Genomic DNA, 15,631 nt, shown 5'->3' with positions numbered 1-15,631 from the left:
CGCTGGCGTAGTCGAAGCCGGTCAGCGCGACCGTCGTGGCACAGCCAAAGAGCGCGAGCGTGCCGAGTTTGCCGCCGACACCGTCGAATGCGTCACGGGCCGCGACGAACGCGAGGCCGGAGACGCCCGCCGCGAGCGCGAGGGGGGCGACGCCCGGGAACACCGCCGGCGAGGCCATTCCCACGAAGGAGCCGCAGTAGGCCGCAACGTCACCGTCCGTGGGGGCGAGGCCCGCCACGAGTCCGACAGCGGCCGAGCCGACGACCGGTCCGAGGCCGGCGTGGACGCTCAGGAGGTAGGCGGCGACAGCGCCGGCGACCACGGCGATGGCATCGCGGGCGTCGCGGCGGTCGAAGCCGGAGGCCGCCGAGGCGTCGAGAGCACGCTCGCGTTCGGTGACGGCGGCCAGCCCACCGACGAGGACGACGCCGCCGCCCAGCGTGACGCGCCCGGTCGTGAGCGCGGGTGGCGCGGCGACTGCGCCGGCGAGCAGCGCGAGCGGCGTCGCCACGAGCACGAGGTAACCGGCATACTGGGCCGTCCGGAACACAGCCTCCGCTCACCGGTGAGCCCCTGAGAGCATTGCGGTTCGCGCGCGGTCACAGCAGCGGGGACGCCGCCAGCACCAGCGCCAGCGCGAGGACCGGGGCGTCCCGCCACCCGACCGCGAGTCGAGGCAGGGTGGGATTCCACGCGACACAGCGGGCCTGGAGCGCGAGCGAGAGCGCGTCCGCACGGGCGTCGACCCGTCGGAGGCCGGCAGTGGTGACGATGCGGATCCGCTCGGCGAGCGAGCGTTCGGTGCCGAGTCGCGCCCGCATCGCCGCCCGGGCCCGTTGCAGGTCCGCGACCAGCACGGGCAGGAACCGGAAGACGACGGCGACGCCGAGGCCGAGAAAGCGGCCCGACCGGCCGGGGACGAGCCACTGGATCGCCGCCCGCGAGTCCCGGGCGGACGTGGTGTAGACGTACGCGGCGCTGACGAAGAGAAGGAGGACGACGCGATAGCTCGCCAGCGCCGGGAACCGTGCCTGGGCGAGCGAGAACCAGGGCGGCCCCACCACCAGCCCCTCAAACAGCGGTGCGGCCAGCAGGATGGGGAAGACAAACCTGAGATCCGAGGCCGCCGCGAGCGGGGAGCGCCGAGCCGCCGCGAGGGCGGCCAGTGCCAGGACCGACAGGGCTGCGAGGCCACGGGGTGTCGTGTACGCGAACGCGGCGACGGCGAACCCCGCCTGGAAGGCGAGTTTCGTCCGCGGGTCCAGCGCGTGGGCGAGCGTCGTCCCCGGCTCGTAGCTCAGCATGGGCGCACGTCGAACGCTTCGAGCCGGTCCCGGACGGCGTCGGGCTCGCCGTCCAGCGCCACCCTGCCGTCGGACAGCACGACGATCCGGTCGGCGAGGTCGCTCACGTCCCGGAGGTCGTGGGTAACGAGGACGACGCCGGTGCCGTCGTCGTGGAGCCGTTCGAGGTGGTCACAGACGGCCCGACGAGCCGGCAGGTCGAGACTGGCGAGCGGTTCGTCCAGCACGAGGTGGTCGGGGGCCATCGCGAGCGCGCCGGCGATGGCGACTCGGGCCTGCTCGCCGCCCGAGAGCCGGTCGAGCCGTTCCTCGTCGCGGCCACTCATCCCGACCGTCGCGAGAGCGTCGTCCACCCGGCGGTCGATTTCCGCGTGGGAGAGTCCGAGATTCTCGGGGCCGAAGGCCACGTCGGCGTAGACGGTTGCGGCCACGAACTGGTCACGTGGGTCTTGGAACACCATCCCTACGGCGGTCCGGGCGGCGACCAGGTCGTCTTGTACCGGGCGGCCGTCGACCAGCACTTCACCCGAGTCGGGGTCTTCGAGTCCGTTGAACTGCCGGACCAGCGTCGTCTTGCCGGCCCCGTTCGGGCCGACCAGCAGGACGAACTCGCCGTCGTCGATACCGAGGTCGAGGCCGTCAAGGACTGTGGTGTCCCCGCGGCTGACGGCCAGTTCGCGAGCCTCGATCATTTCGCGACGAACGCGTCGCTCCGGACGATACCGACGGCGGCGGCGATTTTGAACGCCTCGGCCGGGACGAACGCCGCCGCACCTGCGGTGAACGCCGCGACCGGCCCGAGTCCGAGAACGAGCATCAGCCCCGCGACACCCATCGCGTAGACGACGACCGTGCCGCCGACCATCGCCCCGACGAGGCGGACGACGCCGGCCTCGCGGGGATCGCCGACCGAGAGCCCGCCGTGAACGACCGCGCCGACGACGAACGCAGCAACGGGATACGACCAGAGGTAGCCCGCCGTCGAGCCGACGAGTGGAGCCAGGCCCGCACTGCCGCCGCTGAACACCGGCGCGCCGACCGCGCCGGCGGCGAGGTACAGCCCGATAGACACACTGCCCCAAACCGGTCCGAGGAACAGACCGGCGAGAAAGACTCCGAGCACCTGTAGCGTGACCGGCGCGGGTGAGAACGGGTTCGGGAAACTGACGTAGGCGAACGCGCCCATCAGCGCCGCGAACAGTGCGACACGCCCGAGATTCTCGACGATCGCCGCGCCGACGAGGTCCACGTCCTCCGTGTCGGCACTCACTGCAACCCCCCCGCCTGTGACTGCTGTCGTGTCATCCCATTTCACTCGCCCGTCTACCTCATTGAACACTTCGGTTACCGGAGCGGACGGCCGCCACGCGGACGACCGGGCCCACACCGGGTGTCACCGTTCGTCAACGTCTCTCGATGTACGGGTCATAGCAGTCGTTTTTCCCGTTCCGACCGTCGTTGACGACCCGCCAGTCCCCCACCATGGTTAGACGGACATCGCGGCGAGACGACGGGCGGCGAGACGGATCGAACACGTCCACCACTACACGTCGGCGACTGCTCGGTGCGGTCGGAACCGGCATCCTGGCCGGGTTGGGTGGCTGTGTCGATGGCGTCCTCGGCCGGTCGTCGATCGACACCGGTCGGGCGATTCGGGACTCGATCACGGTCTCGTTCGACGGCACGACGGCGACCGTCCAGTATGGCGTTCCGGCGGCGACCTACCAGGCCGCTCGTGACCGGGACGCCGTGGTGTCCAGTGCCGCCGCCGCGGCGCGGACGGCCGACTTTCTCGACGACCTCGCGGCCAGACTGCGTGAGCGGGCCGATTCGCCGGCCGCCGGCGTCCGAGCGGCCCAGTCGCTGACCGCGGCACTGACTTACGTCACGGACGCGGCCTCGACCGGCGAACGGGAGTACATTCGCCACCCCGCCGAGACGCTCGTCGACGGTGAGGGCGACTGCGACGACAAGGCGGTCCTCCTGTCGGCGCTGCTGTCTCGCCCGGCGTTTGGCTACCGGGCGGGGCTGGTGATGCCTCGCGATCACTGCGCGACGCTCGTCGCGCGGGACGACCTGCCGTCGGGACTGTGCGCCACACCGCTGGCGGTGAGGCTCCACGGCACGGAGTTCGTCTACGTCGAGGCCGTCCAGCGCGTTACACCCGGCGAGTCCGCGATGGACTACGGCGAGCGGTCGCTCCTCGCCGCCTACCGTGACCGGTGGTATATCCTCGACGAGAGTGCGGTTCTGAACGAGAGCATAAAAACAGTCAGTCGTGGCGCGACGAAGATTGTCTCGCGCCTGTTCTGAACCACAGCCTCCACGCCTCTCTGCCGCGGTGCACGAGAACGCCGGATATCGGCGGCTGTTCGACGGCGACGGGCGCATCTTCGGGACCGGGTTCCCGCTCACGGACAATCGGGAGTCCCGACCGCCCGTAGACCAGGAACTGGCGTTCGGGACTGCTAGCGTCGTCCTCCAGCATCGCCACCCGCTCCACGTGGTCACGGGCGTTGCGACCCTCGACCGTCTCTCGCGCGGACGACTCGCACTGGGCGTGGCCACCGGCGACCGCGACCGCGAGTCCCTCGACCTGTTGCGCACCGTCTGGCGGGTTGTGATGGGTGAGAAGCCATTCACGACGGCGGTCCGGACTGAGATGGTCGACGGTTCCGAAGCCGGCCCCGAACACGGCCACCAGGGGTATCGCACGGGGACGGCGTAGTTCCGGGGGTACGTTCGGCGGCTGGCGGACCTGAGCGTGGACCACGTTCTCGTCTCGCCGGCCGGCGAGAGGCCAGAGACGGACCTGACCCGGTTCACCGAGGCCGCCGGCTGTGATTACTCGGTCTCGACCTCGATGACGTCGTAGACGCCGGCGGTGTCGGTCTCCTCGACGGTCGCGGTGACGATGTCGCCCTCGGCGGCGTCGTCGTCGGCGATTAGCGTCACGGGTTCGAGCGTCGAGCGCGCGAGAATTAGTTTCAGACGCTGGAAGATGGAGGGTGAGCCGCCCTTCCAGCAGACCAGCAGATAGCGCGACTCGGCCAGGTTCCGAACGTCGGTGTCGAGGTCGTACTCGTCCAATTCCGTCGGGGCGACGACGTGGAGTACCTCCCCTCGGAGCCGTTCTCCCATACGTGGCGGAGGGGCTCGACAGAAATGTGCTTTCCTCTCGACGACCGGGGTGGTGTGGGAAACTGACTTCGCCCGGGAGTCGAAACAAACGGTATGGCCGAGGGCGACGCGGAGCTGACGACCGGAGAGTTCGTCGAGTACTGCGAGACCCAGGCACGTCTGCTGTGGGGACAGGTCGAGACCATCGAGGCGGAACTCGACGACCTGCTTGCAGAACTCGACGCGGAGATGGCGGACCTTCGGGCGCGCCTCGGCGAGCACACGGACACCGTCGAGGGCACCGTCACACCCGGCTCGGACGACGGAGCCGACCTCGACGCCATCGAAGAGATCGAAGCCGATCTCGAGGAGCGACAGACCGTCGCTGCCGCCAAACAGACCCGGATGTCCGCATTCCGCGACCTGGCGGTAGGCTACACGGAACTGGCAACCGACCTGAGCGACGCCGCGGACGGCCGCGCCGCGCTGAAACGCGTCCTCGAATTCGAGCAGGAACGTGACGCACCGGCGTACTTTCCGGACCGCCAGACCGTACTCGAGGCCGCCGCGAGCGAGGATTCAGGCTAACGACTGACGGGTCGCCGACCGCGTTCTGAGGAACCCGTGGAGTCACCACGAAGCCCGCGGGCGAGGCGACGATAATCCGTTCGTCGGGCGGGACGACGCCCACCAGTGTCGCCACCACCGGCAGTACGTAGGCTACCAGGCTCGACTCCGTGGCACCGCACCGGTTCAGTATTCTGAACTAAAAGAGGAGGGCGACGGTGGCTCAGTGAACTACCTCGGGGACGAGCCCCGATAGTTCACCGTTTTGGGGCCAACACCGCACTCACAGGCGAATTTAGTTCCCCTCGACCTTCCCGTAAGGGTCGGCGGCTTCACCCCGCCCGACACCTCCCCTCGCACCGCCAGTGGCGGACGTCGAGCGGAGTCGCATTCTCATACGTTTGCTCAGTCAGCGTTAGATGAGGGTCTCTACCCCGTCTTTTGGATCTCTGACTGTGCTCGCTACACGAAACGTGAGTAATTAACCGTTCGTGTCGGCCTCACCCTCGGGGTTACGCTCCGAGGCACTCGCCTTGTCCGCCTGTAGACTTCGGTGGGGACGGTGAACGGTTCGACGGGTCAGTCGGGCCACCAGTGCCACGTCGAGGAAACCGACGACGATGCCGACGGCCCCGACGACCGTCGCGCCCTTCGGGGAGCAGGGCCAGCGCCCACAGCATCGTAACGGTGGGGACCAGGCCCTGGATGACCGCCGCCACGCCACTGGGGACGGTTCGCTGGCCGAGAAAGAGGAAGGCGTTCCCCGCGAGGAGGAACAGACCGCCACCGGCGACGGCCACGGGGCCGGCGCTGGTCGCCGGCAGCCAGGACCACCCGACGGCGCGGACCAGCGGCCACGTCGCAGCGGGAGGCCGCGAACAGCACCGCCGGCGACGCTTCGAGACCGACCGAGATGGCAGAGGGCGAGAAGCCCCAAGCGGCGCCACAGGAGAAACAAGCCAACGGAACGAAGCGTAGACGCAGGCGTCGCTGTGTGGTCTCAAAACTGCACGGATTCGGTCACACATGAAACGGCAGTGAAATTCTATTTCTCTCAACGCGTTTGGGCGACTGCCGTGTCGTGTAACGTCTTACCCTGTCTCTAGTTAGCCAGATAGATATATATATTGTATTCACTCAAATATATAAAAATTATATAAAATTAATCAACGTCGATGCCATCAGTTAAGTGTGAGAAAATCACAACAATCTACAGAGCTCGGACGCCGGGCGTTCCTCGGCCTCTCCGGCAGCACAGCACTGGCATTACTCGCCACGTCGGCGGTCGGGGACACCGACTCGCGCTCGGAGCCCGGACGGTCGACCACCCAGATCGAAGGTGGTACGATCCAGCAGAGCGGCGCCGTCCGCCTCGAATCCATCGGACGTTACCAGTCGGGTCTGTTCGACGAGGGCGGGGCCGAGATCGTCGACTACCACCCACCCACACAGCGTGTCTTCGTCATCAACGCCGACCTCGGCGGCGTCGACGTGCTCGACATCGCCGACCCGACGAACCCGACGAAAGTCGACGCGATCGACGTGTCGGCCGACCTCGACGGCGTGAGCAGCGCTAACAGCGTCGCGGTCGCGACCGACACCGTCGCCGTCGCGATTCAGGACGAGAACGCACAGGAACCGGGCCAGGTCGGCTTCTACGACCCCAGTTCGCTCGACCTCCTCGGTACGGCCACGGTCGGGCCCCTCCCTGACAAAGTGACGTTCACCCCTGACGGCCGGAAAGCGCTCGTCGCCAACGAGGCAGAGCCCAACAGCGAGTACACCGTCGACCCACAGGGCTCGGTCAGCATCGTCGACATCTCCGCGGGTGCGGACGCGGCCACCGTTAGTACCGCGGACTTCACCCGGTTCAACGGTATGGAGGACGACCTCCGGGAACGAGGCATTAGGATCTTCGGGCCGGGCGCGAGTGCCGCCCAGGACTTCGAACCCGAATACGTCACCGTGAGCGACGACTCGACGACGGCGTGGGTCTCGCTCCAGGAGAACAACGCCATCGCCGAGATCGACATCGAGAGCGCGTCGGTGACGGAACTCCTGCCGCTGGGGTTCAAAGATCACAGCCTCCCGGGCAACGAACTCGACACCAGTAACGAGGACGGCGGTGTCAACATCCGGAACTGGCCGATCAACGGCATCCTCCAGCCCGACGCCATCGGCGCGTACAGCCCCGACGGCGAGACCTACATCGTCACGGCCAACGAGGGCGACGGCCGTGACTACGACGGGTTCAGCGAGGAGGCCGAGGTCTCCGAACTCGACCTCGATCCCGACGCGTTCGACGTCGACGAGATAGCGGGGATCGACAGCGTCGAGGAACTGCAGCAGCCGGAGAACCTCGGCGCGAAGGGCGTCACGACGACGCTCGGCGACACCGACGACGACGGCCTCTACGAAGAGATCTACGTCTTCGGTGGCCGCTCGTTCAGCATCTTCGACACGGACGGCGAGATGGTGTTCGACAGCGGGAGCGACTTCGAGCGCATCACCGCCGAACGGTTCCCCGAGAACTTCAACAACGACAACGCGGAGAGCGATCCCGACGGTCGCAGCGACAACAAGGGTCCAGAACCTGAAGGACTCTCTATCGGCCGCATCGGTGACCACTACTACGCGTTCGTCGGCCTCGAACGCGTCGGTGGTGTCATGGTCTACGACATTACCGACCCCGAATCGCCCGTGTTCGTGGACTACATCAACGAACGCGACTTCTCGGTGAACATCGACGAGCAGATTGCCGATGGCGACGCGCCATCGTTCGCCGCCGGCGACCTCGGCCCGGAAGGCTTGGCCTTCGCGAGTGTCGAGGAGAGCCCGACCGACGATCCGCTCGTTTTCGTCGGCCACGAGATCAGCGGGACGACGACGATCTTCCGCGCGGCCACGACCGTCCTCGGCGTCGGGTCGGTCGCCGTCGGCCCCGAGAAGTCCGCAACGGTCGACCTCGACCTCCGCTCCGCACGGGACGGCCTCTCGGGCGGTCGTCTAACCGTCTCCGTCGACCACCCCGAGGTCGCGCGGATTCAGGACGTCGAGTACGGTGACAGGCTCGGCCTCACCGCCGACCCCGCGGTCGCCGCGGACGGTTCGTCGGTCACGCTGGAGTTCTCCGACGTCGACCGGGCGGTCGAACCCGGAACTGACGGCGCCACGCTGGCGTCGCTCACGCTCGACGGAGACAGCACCGGCACGGCCGACCTCACCGTCGAGGTCGAGGCGCTCGACGACGATTCGGGCAACGAGATCGACCCGGTCGTCGACGAAGGCCTGGTCGTCACCGGCCCGCCCGCCATCGGTGGCGGCAGCGGCCCCGGTGGCGATGCCCCGACCGACCCCGACGGTGACGGCCTGTACGAGGACGTCAACGGCAACGGTCGGATGGATTACGCCGACATCGAACTCCTGTTCGAGAACCTCGACAGCGACGCGGTCCAGTTGAACAAGGAGGCGTACGACTTCAACGACAACGGCCAGATTGACTACGACGACGTCGTCGAACTGTACGACGAGCAGTAGCCGTCCGGCGACGTGGACGGCACTCCGTCGGGCCGTTCACCCGAGAAGCAGGGCGAGTGCAGCCCCCACGAAGAGCAACAGGAACACGAGCAACAGGCCGTAGAGCATAAACCGGTCTGCACCGTCCATACAATCCTCTATGGCTCGCTCGCATATCAAAGCGGCCGCGAGCGAGCGGGACCCGGCGCGACCGAAACCGCCAACCGGCAGTAGCCCTACCGATAGTTCATGACTGACCAGTACCCGACGGTCGGGTCGGACGCGCTGGCCGACGGTCCCTGGGAGTTGCGGAGTCGGAGTGAGGACACTGTTTTTCAGACTCCGACGGCGGCTGTCAGGGGCCACACACTGGTGTACGACGACGACAACCTCCGAGCGGCGCTGGAGCAGGCAGGTGTCGTCGAGCGACTCGACCCGGGCGGTGGGGGGACACTGGTCGACGTCGACGCCGACGATACGGGCGGTTTCTGGCGGTTCTTCTTCGCCACGGCCCTCTCCTTTCGCCCGCCGCTGGCGCCCGGAATCGGCCCGGCGTCGATGCGCGGGCCGGTCGTCCGCGAGTCCCGCGAGTCGTTTCTGGACGACCTCCGGACACGAGGGTTCGACAGCGTCGATTCCGGCCGCCGACAGCGGGTCCGGACTGACACCGGCGAGAAGGCGACACTAACGAAGGTGACAGCGACCTACCCGCTGGACGGCGACCCGCTCGACGTCGAGGGGTGGATCGCCGTCTGGTCACGAAGCGGGTCGTTCCGGATTGCCGGCGGTGCGTATCCAACCCGGGGGCTGGACGGACTGCTCACGGAGCTTCCCGAGGACGAGCGGCCCGGTATCGGTCCCGGCCGGTACCGAGACGAGCTCCTGACGCTGCTCCGATCCGTCGAGTAGCCGGTGTGTCGGGACAAGGAATATGACGAGTCCGTCCGTGTATCCCCTCGCGATGGACCACGTTTCACTGGACGATATGGAGAACCACCCGCGTGTCGCGGACGTACAGAAACACGTCACCGACCCGCTGAACCTCGCGGACATGGCGCTCAACTACTACGAACTCGAGCCCGGAGACTCCTTCTCGGGCGGCCTGCACACGCACATGAACCAGGAGGAAGTGTTCCTGGTGATCGAGGGCACGGCGACCTTCCAGACGAAAGACGACGCGGTCGAGGTGGGAGCGAACGAGATCGCCCGCTTCGCGCCCGGGGAGTACCAGGAAGGGCGCAACGACGGCGACGAACGGGTTCGAGCGGTCGCGATGGGCGCACCGCAGGAAGCCGGCGAGACACGCACTGCGATGCCCTGTCAAGAGTGTGGTGCGGAGTACCACATCGCAGAGGTTACGGCCGACGGCGTGGAGTTGACCTGTCCGGAGTGTGGGAACGTCCTCGAGATGTAGCGAGGCCGGCCGGAGAGTCCGCGGACGGACGAACGGCCGTGACCGGAAAGAACCAACAGGGGCCCACCACACGCCTCGGTATGGACCTGACGGCACTCGTCGGCGAGTATCTGGACTACTACGACCAGACACAGGGGGTCCCGCCGGAGCGACTGGCGGCGTTCGGCGACAGCTACCGCGAGCAGGGATATCTCACTCGTGACCAGCTGTACGACATCGCGTACGAGTCATCGACCCGCAGCGCCTACCACGTCGAGAAGAATCCGGGCGCGCGGTGTCGGGAGGTGACCGCGAACGTCCGCGCGGTGGTAGGCGACTTCTCGAAGGTACAGTTGCTCTGTGGGCTGTCGGGATTCAAAGCCGCGACGGCTTCCTGCGTGCTGGCCGCGCTCGACCCGGGCCGCCACGCGGTCGTCGACACTCGCGTCTGGGCGACGCTAAACCGGCTGGACTACCTCGACGGGCGCAAAGAGAGCTTCCACGCCGACGATTACGTGACGATGATCGAACCGATCCGCGAGTTCGCCGCCAAGACCGGGCACACCGCGGCCGAGGTCGGCTACGCGCTGTTCGCGTACGACGACGACGTTCGCGAGGGGACGTTACACTGACCGGGTGAGTCGGCGGGCTACGTCCAGTCGGTGACGGCCATCTCGACGGGGTCCTCGGGGACCATCGTGACGGCGGAGTCGACCGCGGGCGTGTCGTGGGTCGGCGAGCGGAGTGTCAGCCGAACGTCGGAGACGACGCGGGCGAGTATCAACTGTGCCTCCGCGAGTGCGAACAGTCGGCCGATACAGATGCGCTGACCGCCACCGAACGGGAAGAAACTGTAGGCCGGCTGGTCTTCGCGAGCCCCCGGCTCGAACCGGTCGGGCCGGTAGGCCAGCGGGTCCGCCCACAGGTCGGGGTCCCGGTGGACGACGAACTGGCTGAGGACGACCTCCGCCCCCGCTGGAATCTCGTACCCGGAGACCTCGTCGCGGTCGATGGCCGCCCGGGTGATGACGGGCACCGGCGGGTAGATCCGCATGGCCTCCTGCACGCACCGCTTGCAGAGCGACTCGTCGCCGGCCGCGCCAGCCGAAAATCCGACCACCTCCGTCGGGTCGGTGTCGGCGACGTGGTCGTGGAGGCGTTCGTGAACGCCGGGGTTGCAGGCCAGCAGGTACCAGGTCCAGGTCAGTGCCGCTGCCGTCGTCTCGTGGCCGGCCAGCAGGAAGGTCACGAGTTCGTCCCGGATCTGCTCGTCGTCCATCCGCGCGCCCCCGTCGGTGCGAGCGGTCAGCAGTTTCGACAGCAGGTCGTCGTACTCCTCGGCCCGGCCGCGGCGAGCGTCAATCAACTCGTGGACGACGGCGTCGATGTCGTCGATTGCACCCTGCATTCGCCGGTTGTGCGGCGACGGAACCCACTCCGGGAAGGTCGGGACGACGCCGACCTCCCGCTGGAAGCCCCGGCGCAGAACCTGCAGAGCCGCCCGGATGTCCTCGGCGTGGCGCTTCACGTCCGCGCTGAACATGGCCCTGCCAATGATCGACAGCGTGACGTGTTCCATCTCCTGCAGGAGGTCGATCTCGTCCCGTCCTGTCCACCGGTCGAGCATGGCGTCGGTCTCGTCGACGATCAGGTCGGTGAACGACTGGACGCTCCCCGACCCAAACATTGGGCGAATCAGACGGTGCTGGCGGTGCCAGAGGTCACCCTCGCTGGTGAGCAGGCCGTCGCCGAACAGTTCGGATAGTTCCTCGCGATAAACCGAGGCTCGCCGGTAGTTGTCGGGATTGCCCTCCAGTACGTGCTGAACCGCCGACGGCTCGGCCAGCAGGACTCCGGGGTCCCCGTTCGGCATCGTCAGGTCGACGACCGGACCGTACCGCTGGCGAGTCCGGGTCAACACGCCGGTCACGTCCTCGGTCAGCAGCCGCCGGGCCTGCCCCAGACGCTCGACCACGCCGGGTCCAGGCGGGGTCGATCCGGACCGCTGGTTCCGGGCCATCAGGCTGGCCCCTCCAGTTCTTCGCCGACGGCCGTCATCGCGTTGCCGCACAGCGCCGGTCCAAACCCGCTTCCGGGCGCATCGACGAGCTGGGTGGCGACCGCGTCGTGAATCGGTGGAGTCGAGTCTGACATATCTGAAGGCTCCCCCGAACGGAACGCGTCCGTCCGTGGTAACAATATACACACCGTGCCGGCGCACGAATCAGTTCACCGCAGTGCATCTGAGGGGGATTAAGTCAGCCGCGCTGTCGACCGAATCGTGTCGACCGACGTGTGTCGAACGGACTCGAAGTCGGTCGTCGGCGGGACAGACCACCGGAATCGGGGAGACACGTCGTTCCCCGGCGGCCTGTCTCCAGGTATCAGTGAGAGACGGAGCCCCAGGTCCAGCCGGGGTCGTGCTCAGTGGTCGCGATGAGGCCGGACCGGCAGGCCGGACAGTAATCGGGGGTCTCTGACGCTCCCTGTGGGACGTACACCGCGTCGCCACACTTCACGCACGCATCCGCAACGACGGTTACGCAGTCCGCACAGGCGTTGAGTTCGTCGACTGTGGGTCTCGCAGGGGGTCGAGCCATTTGTCGAGCACGTGTTCGTCGATGACCGCCTGGCAGCGTTGGCACGGTTTCATACCGAGACACCCAGTATCAGGAGATTGGCCTGTAAATACCTGCCTGCAGTATCGACAGTCGCCGGCGCGAGCCAGAGACACCCTCGGCCGGCACAAGGCGCGTGGTACCTCGACTCTCGGAAGTGTTATACGCAACTCGGCACTAACTCTGTTCGTAATGGCAAACGGTACGGTTGATTTCTTCAACGACACAGGCGGTTACGGTTTCATTTCGACCGACGACGACTCGGTAGACGACGACGAGGACGTGTTCTTCCACATGGAAGACGTCGGCGGACCCGACCTCGAGGAAGGGCAGGAAGTCGAATTCGACATCGAACAGGCCGACAAAGGCCCCCGCGCGACGAACCTCGTCCGACAGTAAGACGGGTTTTGCTGTCGCTCGCCCGAGAGCGACGACCCCAGTTTTTCACTCACGCGTAACAGTGGCCCTCGATCCACACCGTTCGGAACGGTGAGACGGCTCCGCTGTTGAGAACCGGTGAACGTGTTTCCTGTACGAGTCGTCCACCCGGCCCCGGCTCAGGGAGACAGTTTCGCTTCGAGTTCGTCGCGCTCGTGCAGTTGTTCTAGGATGTCGCTCCCGCCGACGAACTCCCCGTCGACGAACGTCTGCGGGATGGTCTCGCGGTCGCTGTGTCGTTCCAGTGCCTCGCGGTGTTCGTCCAGCGCGTCCAATACGTTCACCGTCGCCACGTCCTCGCGGTGTTGCTGGAGCAGATTCAGTGCTTTCCGAGAGTAGCCACACTGGGGCATGAGTTCTGTGCCTTTCATGAACAGGGCGACTTCGTTGTCCTCAATTGTCTCGTCGACGCGTTCGCGGACTTCCTCCGGCGACAGGTCGGGTTCCGGGTCGAAGCTCATAGGCGAACGCAGGTCGGCGAGGAGTAAATGGGTTATGCTAGTACTAGTCGAGGAGTAAACGAATTCTCCTAGCCGTCGTCCTGCTCGGGCGTGTACGTTTCCAGTTCGATAGCGTGGATGTCCCGGGTGAGGTGATCGCCGAGGGCGTCGTGGACCAGTTGGTGCTGGTCGACGAGCGTCTCGTCCTCGAAGTCCGGGGAGACGACGGTGACGGCGTAGTGTTTGTCGTCGTCGGGGTCGCGGGGCGTCGTGACCTCGGCGGTAGCGTCGGTCAGTTCCGACTCGATGCGCTCGGCAACGGTGGCTTCGTCCATAGGGGGACCGAACGTTCGCGGCGACAAAACCGCTTCGCCCCGAGACTCTACGGTTTTCCGTGTCCGCCCCGAAGCACGGTTATGTCGCCCGCTGCAACCGACCGACTCCGGACCCGTCTCGCGGCCCTGCTGCCGCGGGCGTCGGCGCTGGCCCGGGGCGGATTAGGAGCGATGCTCGTCGTCGCCGGCGTCCACAAACTCGTCGCCCCCGACGCGTGGGCAGTCTACGTCGTCGACTGGCTCGCGCCGTGGCTGGTCGTCTCGCCGCGGTTGTTCATGCTATTGAACGGGCCTCCCGAGATCGTGGTCGGACTCGGACTGCTGGCCGACCGATTCGTCGCAGTTGGCGCCGCTATCGCCGCCGTCTCTCTGACGGTCACGACCGCGTACCTCGCGGTCGTCGCGCTGACCCGGAGCGGCCTGTTCGCGGACGTGATGATTCGCGACATCGCACTCGCCGGCCTGGCCTGGGCAGTACTGGCGGACGCGGTGCGGACCTGACAGGGGTGGGACGGAGTGAGAGCGGAACGGGCGAACGCTCAGTAGCCGAGGTGGTCGCGGACCAGGACAACCGTCGTGCGCCCTTCTTCGAGTTCACGGCGGAAGATTAGCTGTTTGGCGATGTCGCTCTCGACGCCGTAGGCGTCCTTGGCGCGTTCGTTTTCCAGCGGATAGGCGACGGCTTCCAGCCGGTCGAGCGCGGCGTCGAGGTCCTCGACGATTTTGTTGACACCGCTGACGATTGTGACGGTGGCGGCGGCGAATGGGTAGGCGCCGATACGGCTCCCGGAGCGGTCCGCCGCGACGAGTGCACCCGTCTTGGCGATGGCGTTGACACTCCCGAGGAAGTGGTCTGCAGTCTGCGCCTCGCGACGGGCGGCCTGTCGTTCGGCGTCGTCGTCGATGCCCCGGATTTCGTTCGGCAGGGCCACCCAGTCGTGGTCGCCCGCCGTCAGGTAATCGTCGAAGCCGATCTCCTCTAGCGTCGTGGAATGGCCGTTCATCACCGACGCGTCGTCGGGGATACGCGACGTGAGCGTCGAGAGTGCGTCCTCGGCGGAATCGACCACGATGACCTCGAAACCGTGCGCTTCAAGATTCGTGACCGCCTCGTCAATAGTCTCGTCGTCCGGCAGCTGGTCGAGCGATTCGTCGATCTCGGTCTTCGCGGCGTAGTCGGCTTTCTCAGACATCGGTCTCGATTACGTCTTGCCGCGCCAGACGAATAAAGAATCGCGGACGCCGGTGTTAGCGGGTGACACCGGTGTTACCGGCTAATTAGGGTCAGTCGTTCCGGCGAGTATCGGGACCGGTCACATCCGGTGGCTGGCCGGTGACCCAGTTGGTCTCGTCGAGGACGACCGTCGAGACGACCGCCGCGACTTCGCGGGCGCTCTCCTCGCGGCTGAAAAACGAGACGTTGCCCAGCGAGTCACCGACCGTGCGACTCACTTCCGCCGTAGGCCGGTCGGTGTCGGCGACGACCGCTTCGACGGCGCTGGTGAGCCGTTCGTCCAGTTCCTGTCGGGCCGGTTCGGCGAGTTGAAATCCCGCCGGGAGGAGGTCGTAGGTGATGGCGTATCCCTCCTCGTACTGCTCGACCGCGAAGAACGGTTCGGCGCTCTCCTGCGCTCGCTCGTACTGCTCGTCCCGGGTGTCCAGGTCCCGGTACAGCGGAACTTCTTCCGGCGTGTATCCCTCTGACACGGGCAACGATACGTGGTCGAGCGTCATGTACTTTTTTGAGCGCCGTCGGGGATCGACACCTACTTTCCGACGAGCGCGGGAGAACGGAGTATGTACGTCGGTAGATTCGTCGTCGTCGCACCGGACCGAGCGGCGTATCGGGTCTCCTCCCGATCGTTCCCGAACCGCCGGATCGTCGCCCGCGAGGGCGGGG

The 15,631-nt window shown here is 66.7% G+C and carries 19 protein-coding genes and 3 pseudogenes; 10 read left to right on the top strand and 12 right to left on the bottom strand.

What is annotated here, in order from left to right:
* The 4 genes and pseudogenes from Q0964_RS15290 to Q0964_RS15275 all read right to left on the bottom strand — a co-directional run.
* A pseudogene (locus Q0964_RS15290) lies at positions 1-550 on the bottom strand (hypothetical protein); the annotation flags it as partial.
* A 49-nt stretch (positions 551-599) separates the two neighbouring features.
* On the bottom strand, positions 600-1,304 hold the full coding sequence (locus tag Q0964_RS15285) for an energy-coupling factor transporter transmembrane component T family protein (RefSeq protein WP_299269227.1): 705 nt from the start codon (positions 1,302-1,304) through the stop codon (positions 600-602).
* Positions 1,298-1,996, bottom strand: coding sequence for an energy-coupling factor ABC transporter ATP-binding protein (locus Q0964_RS15280; protein WP_299269225.1), 699 nt, complete (start codon positions 1,994-1,996; stop codon positions 1,298-1,300). The genes Q0964_RS15285 and Q0964_RS15280 overlap by 7 nt, the downstream gene beginning before the upstream one ends.
* The gene (locus tag Q0964_RS15275) at positions 1,993-2,574 is read right to left on the bottom strand and encodes a biotin transporter BioY (protein ID WP_299269223.1); all 582 of its coding nucleotides are present in this window, start codon (positions 2,572-2,574) and stop codon (positions 1,993-1,995) included. Before Q0964_RS15275 ends, Q0964_RS15280 begins: the two co-directional genes overlap by 4 nt.
* Before the next feature lie 212 nt (positions 2,575-2,786).
* On the opposite strand from Q0964_RS15275, the gene Q0964_RS15270 reads away from it, so the two are divergent.
* Together Q0964_RS15270 and Q0964_RS15265 are read left to right on the top strand one after the other, a co-directional pair.
* Complete coding sequence (locus tag Q0964_RS15270) at positions 2,787-3,617, top strand: transglutaminase-like domain-containing protein (protein WP_299269221.1); 831 nt, start codon at positions 2,787-2,789, stop codon at positions 3,615-3,617.
* Positions 3,598-4,179 (top strand): annotated as a pseudogene (locus Q0964_RS15265) (LLM class flavin-dependent oxidoreductase). The gene Q0964_RS15270 and the pseudogene Q0964_RS15265 overlap by 20 nt, the downstream one beginning before the upstream one ends.
* Here the strand turns inward: Q0964_RS15265 and Q0964_RS15260 are convergent.
* Positions 4,149-4,445 (bottom strand): DUF7526 family protein, encoded by a 297-nt coding sequence (locus tag Q0964_RS15260; RefSeq protein WP_299269218.1) that lies wholly within the window; start codon positions 4,443-4,445, stop codon positions 4,149-4,151. The pseudogene Q0964_RS15265 and the gene Q0964_RS15260 sit on opposite strands and share 31 nt — an antisense overlap.
* 93 nt (positions 4,446-4,538) lie before the next feature.
* Here Q0964_RS15260 and Q0964_RS15255 point away from each other — a divergent pair, with 93 nt between their 5' ends.
* The 5 genes from Q0964_RS15255 to Q0964_RS15235 all read left to right on the top strand — a co-directional run bounded on the left by Q0964_RS15255 (position 4,539) and on the right by Q0964_RS15235 (position 10,532).
* Positions 4,539-5,012: a hypothetical protein gene (locus Q0964_RS15255; protein ID WP_299269216.1), complete on the top strand. Its 474-nt coding sequence runs from the start codon at positions 4,539-4,541 to the stop codon at positions 5,010-5,012.
* Between the two features lie 1,170 nt (positions 5,013-6,182).
* Positions 6,183-8,528, top strand: a complete 2,346-nt coding sequence (locus Q0964_RS15250; RefSeq protein ID WP_299269214.1) for a choice-of-anchor I family protein — start codon at positions 6,183-6,185, stop codon at positions 8,526-8,528.
* A 228-nt stretch (positions 8,529-8,756) separates the two neighbouring features.
* On the top strand, positions 8,757-9,416 hold the full coding sequence (locus tag Q0964_RS15245) for a DUF6517 family protein (protein WP_299269212.1): 660 nt from the start codon (positions 8,757-8,759) through the stop codon (positions 9,414-9,416).
* A gap of 22 nt (positions 9,417-9,438) precedes the next feature.
* On the top strand, positions 9,439-9,921 hold the full coding sequence (locus tag Q0964_RS15240) for a cupin domain-containing protein (RefSeq protein ID WP_299269210.1): 483 nt from the start codon (positions 9,439-9,441) through the stop codon (positions 9,919-9,921).
* Positions 9,922-10,001: 80 nt separating this feature from the next.
* Entirely contained in the window at positions 10,002-10,532 is a 531-nt protein-coding gene (locus tag Q0964_RS15235) for a hypothetical protein (protein WP_349254475.1), read from the top strand.
* Between the two features lie 17 nt (positions 10,533-10,549).
* On the opposite strand, the gene Q0964_RS15230 is transcribed toward Q0964_RS15235, so the two are convergent.
* The 3 genes and pseudogenes from Q0964_RS15230 to Q0964_RS15220 form a co-directional block, all read right to left on the bottom strand.
* Positions 10,550-11,920, bottom strand: a complete 1,371-nt coding sequence (locus Q0964_RS15230) for a cytochrome P450 (RefSeq protein ID WP_299269208.1) — start codon at positions 11,918-11,920, stop codon at positions 10,550-10,552.
* Positions 11,920-12,054, bottom strand: a complete 135-nt coding sequence (locus Q0964_RS15225; protein WP_299269206.1) for a hypothetical protein — start codon at positions 12,052-12,054, stop codon at positions 11,920-11,922. Before Q0964_RS15225 ends, Q0964_RS15230 begins: the two co-directional genes overlap by 1 nt.
* Positions 12,055-12,284: 230 nt before the next feature.
* Positions 12,285-12,553, bottom strand: a pseudogene (locus Q0964_RS15220) (DUF7571 family protein).
* A 157-nt stretch (positions 12,554-12,710) separates the two neighbouring features.
* On the opposite strand from Q0964_RS15220, the gene Q0964_RS15215 reads away from it, so the two are divergent.
* Entirely contained in the window at positions 12,711-12,917 is a 207-nt protein-coding gene (locus Q0964_RS15215) for a cold-shock protein (protein ID WP_299269205.1), read from the top strand.
* Positions 12,918-13,075: 158 nt separating this feature from the next.
* On the opposite strand, the gene Q0964_RS15210 is transcribed toward Q0964_RS15215, so the two are convergent.
* Positions 13,076-13,417 carry a glutaredoxin family protein gene (locus tag Q0964_RS15210; protein WP_299269203.1) on the bottom strand — a complete coding sequence of 114 codons (342 nt, stop codon included), beginning with the start codon at positions 13,415-13,417 and terminating at the stop codon, positions 13,076-13,078.
* Between the two features lie 68 nt (positions 13,418-13,485).
* Positions 13,486-13,731 carry a BolA/IbaG family iron-sulfur metabolism protein gene (locus tag Q0964_RS15205; RefSeq protein WP_299269201.1) on the bottom strand — a complete coding sequence of 82 codons (246 nt, stop codon included), beginning with the start codon at positions 13,729-13,731 and terminating at the stop codon, positions 13,486-13,488.
* Between the two features lie 81 nt (positions 13,732-13,812).
* Between Q0964_RS15205 and Q0964_RS15200 the strand changes: the two genes are divergently transcribed.
* Positions 13,813-14,232 (top strand): DoxX family membrane protein, encoded by a 420-nt coding sequence (locus Q0964_RS15200; protein WP_299269199.1) that lies wholly within the window; start codon positions 13,813-13,815, stop codon positions 14,230-14,232.
* Between the two features lie 38 nt (positions 14,233-14,270).
* Here Q0964_RS15200 and Q0964_RS15195 read toward each other — a convergent pair whose 3' ends face one another.
* Positions 14,271-14,924 carry a lactate utilization protein gene (locus Q0964_RS15195; RefSeq protein ID WP_299269197.1) on the bottom strand — a complete coding sequence of 218 codons (654 nt, stop codon included), beginning with the start codon at positions 14,922-14,924 and terminating at the stop codon, positions 14,271-14,273.
* 91 nt (positions 14,925-15,015) lie between these two features.
* Positions 15,016-15,438 (bottom strand): hypothetical protein, encoded by a 423-nt coding sequence (locus Q0964_RS15190; protein WP_299269195.1) that lies wholly within the window; start codon positions 15,436-15,438, stop codon positions 15,016-15,018.
* Positions 15,439-15,528: 90 nt separating this feature from the next.
* On the opposite strand from Q0964_RS15190, the gene Q0964_RS15185 reads away from it, so the two are divergent.
* A partial coding sequence (locus tag Q0964_RS15185; RefSeq protein ID WP_299269229.1) for an IMP cyclohydrolase occupies positions 15,529-15,631 on the top strand: 103 nt, incomplete at its 3' end.

It is taken from the genome of Halorientalis sp., assembly GCF_028275115.1.
GTDB lineage: Archaea > Halobacteriota > Halobacteria > Halobacteriales > Haloarculaceae > Halorientalis.
Note: the sequence above shows the minus strand (reverse complement) of the source record. Positions and strands in the feature narration are given on the sequence as shown.

Excerpts from the sequence above, each read along its gene's own strand:
- Q0964_RS15285 (WP_299269227.1), bottom strand. The coding sequence starts at position 1,304 with ATGCTGAGCTACGAGCCGGGGACGACGCTCGCCCACGCGCTGGACCCG.
- Q0964_RS15280 (WP_299269225.1), bottom strand. The coding sequence starts at position 1,996 with ATGATCGAGGCTCGCGAACTGGCCGTCAGCCGCGGGGACACCACAGTC.
- Q0964_RS15270 (WP_299269221.1), top strand. The coding sequence starts at position 2,787 with ATGGTTAGACGGACATCGCGGCGAGACGACGGGCGGCGAGACGGATCG.
- Q0964_RS15260 (WP_299269218.1), bottom strand. The coding sequence starts at position 4,445 with ATGGGAGAACGGCTCCGAGGGGAGGTACTCCACGTCGTCGCCCCGACG.
- Q0964_RS15255 (WP_299269216.1), top strand. The coding sequence starts at position 4,539 with ATGGCCGAGGGCGACGCGGAGCTGACGACCGGAGAGTTCGTCGAGTAC.
- Q0964_RS15245 (WP_299269212.1), top strand. The coding sequence starts at position 8,757 with ATGACTGACCAGTACCCGACGGTCGGGTCGGACGCGCTGGCCGACGGT.
- Q0964_RS15240 (WP_299269210.1), top strand. The coding sequence starts at position 9,439 with ATGACGAGTCCGTCCGTGTATCCCCTCGCGATGGACCACGTTTCACTG.
- Q0964_RS15235 (WP_349254475.1), top strand. The coding sequence starts at position 10,002 with ATGGACCTGACGGCACTCGTCGGCGAGTATCTGGACTACTACGACCAG.
- Q0964_RS15230 (WP_299269208.1), bottom strand. The coding sequence starts at position 11,920 with ATGGCCCGGAACCAGCGGTCCGGATCGACCCCGCCTGGACCCGGCGTG.
- Q0964_RS15225 (WP_299269206.1), bottom strand. The coding sequence starts at position 12,054 with ATGTCAGACTCGACTCCACCGATTCACGACGCGGTCGCCACCCAGCTC.
- Q0964_RS15215 (WP_299269205.1), top strand. The coding sequence starts at position 12,711 with ATGGCAAACGGTACGGTTGATTTCTTCAACGACACAGGCGGTTACGGT.
- Q0964_RS15210 (WP_299269203.1), bottom strand. The coding sequence starts at position 13,417 with ATGAGCTTCGACCCGGAACCCGACCTGTCGCCGGAGGAAGTCCGCGAA.
- Q0964_RS15205 (WP_299269201.1), bottom strand. The coding sequence starts at position 13,731 with ATGGACGAAGCCACCGTTGCCGAGCGCATCGAGTCGGAACTGACCGAC.
- Q0964_RS15200 (WP_299269199.1), top strand. The coding sequence starts at position 13,813 with ATGTCGCCCGCTGCAACCGACCGACTCCGGACCCGTCTCGCGGCCCTG.
- Q0964_RS15195 (WP_299269197.1), bottom strand. The coding sequence starts at position 14,924 with ATGTCTGAGAAAGCCGACTACGCCGCGAAGACCGAGATCGACGAATCG.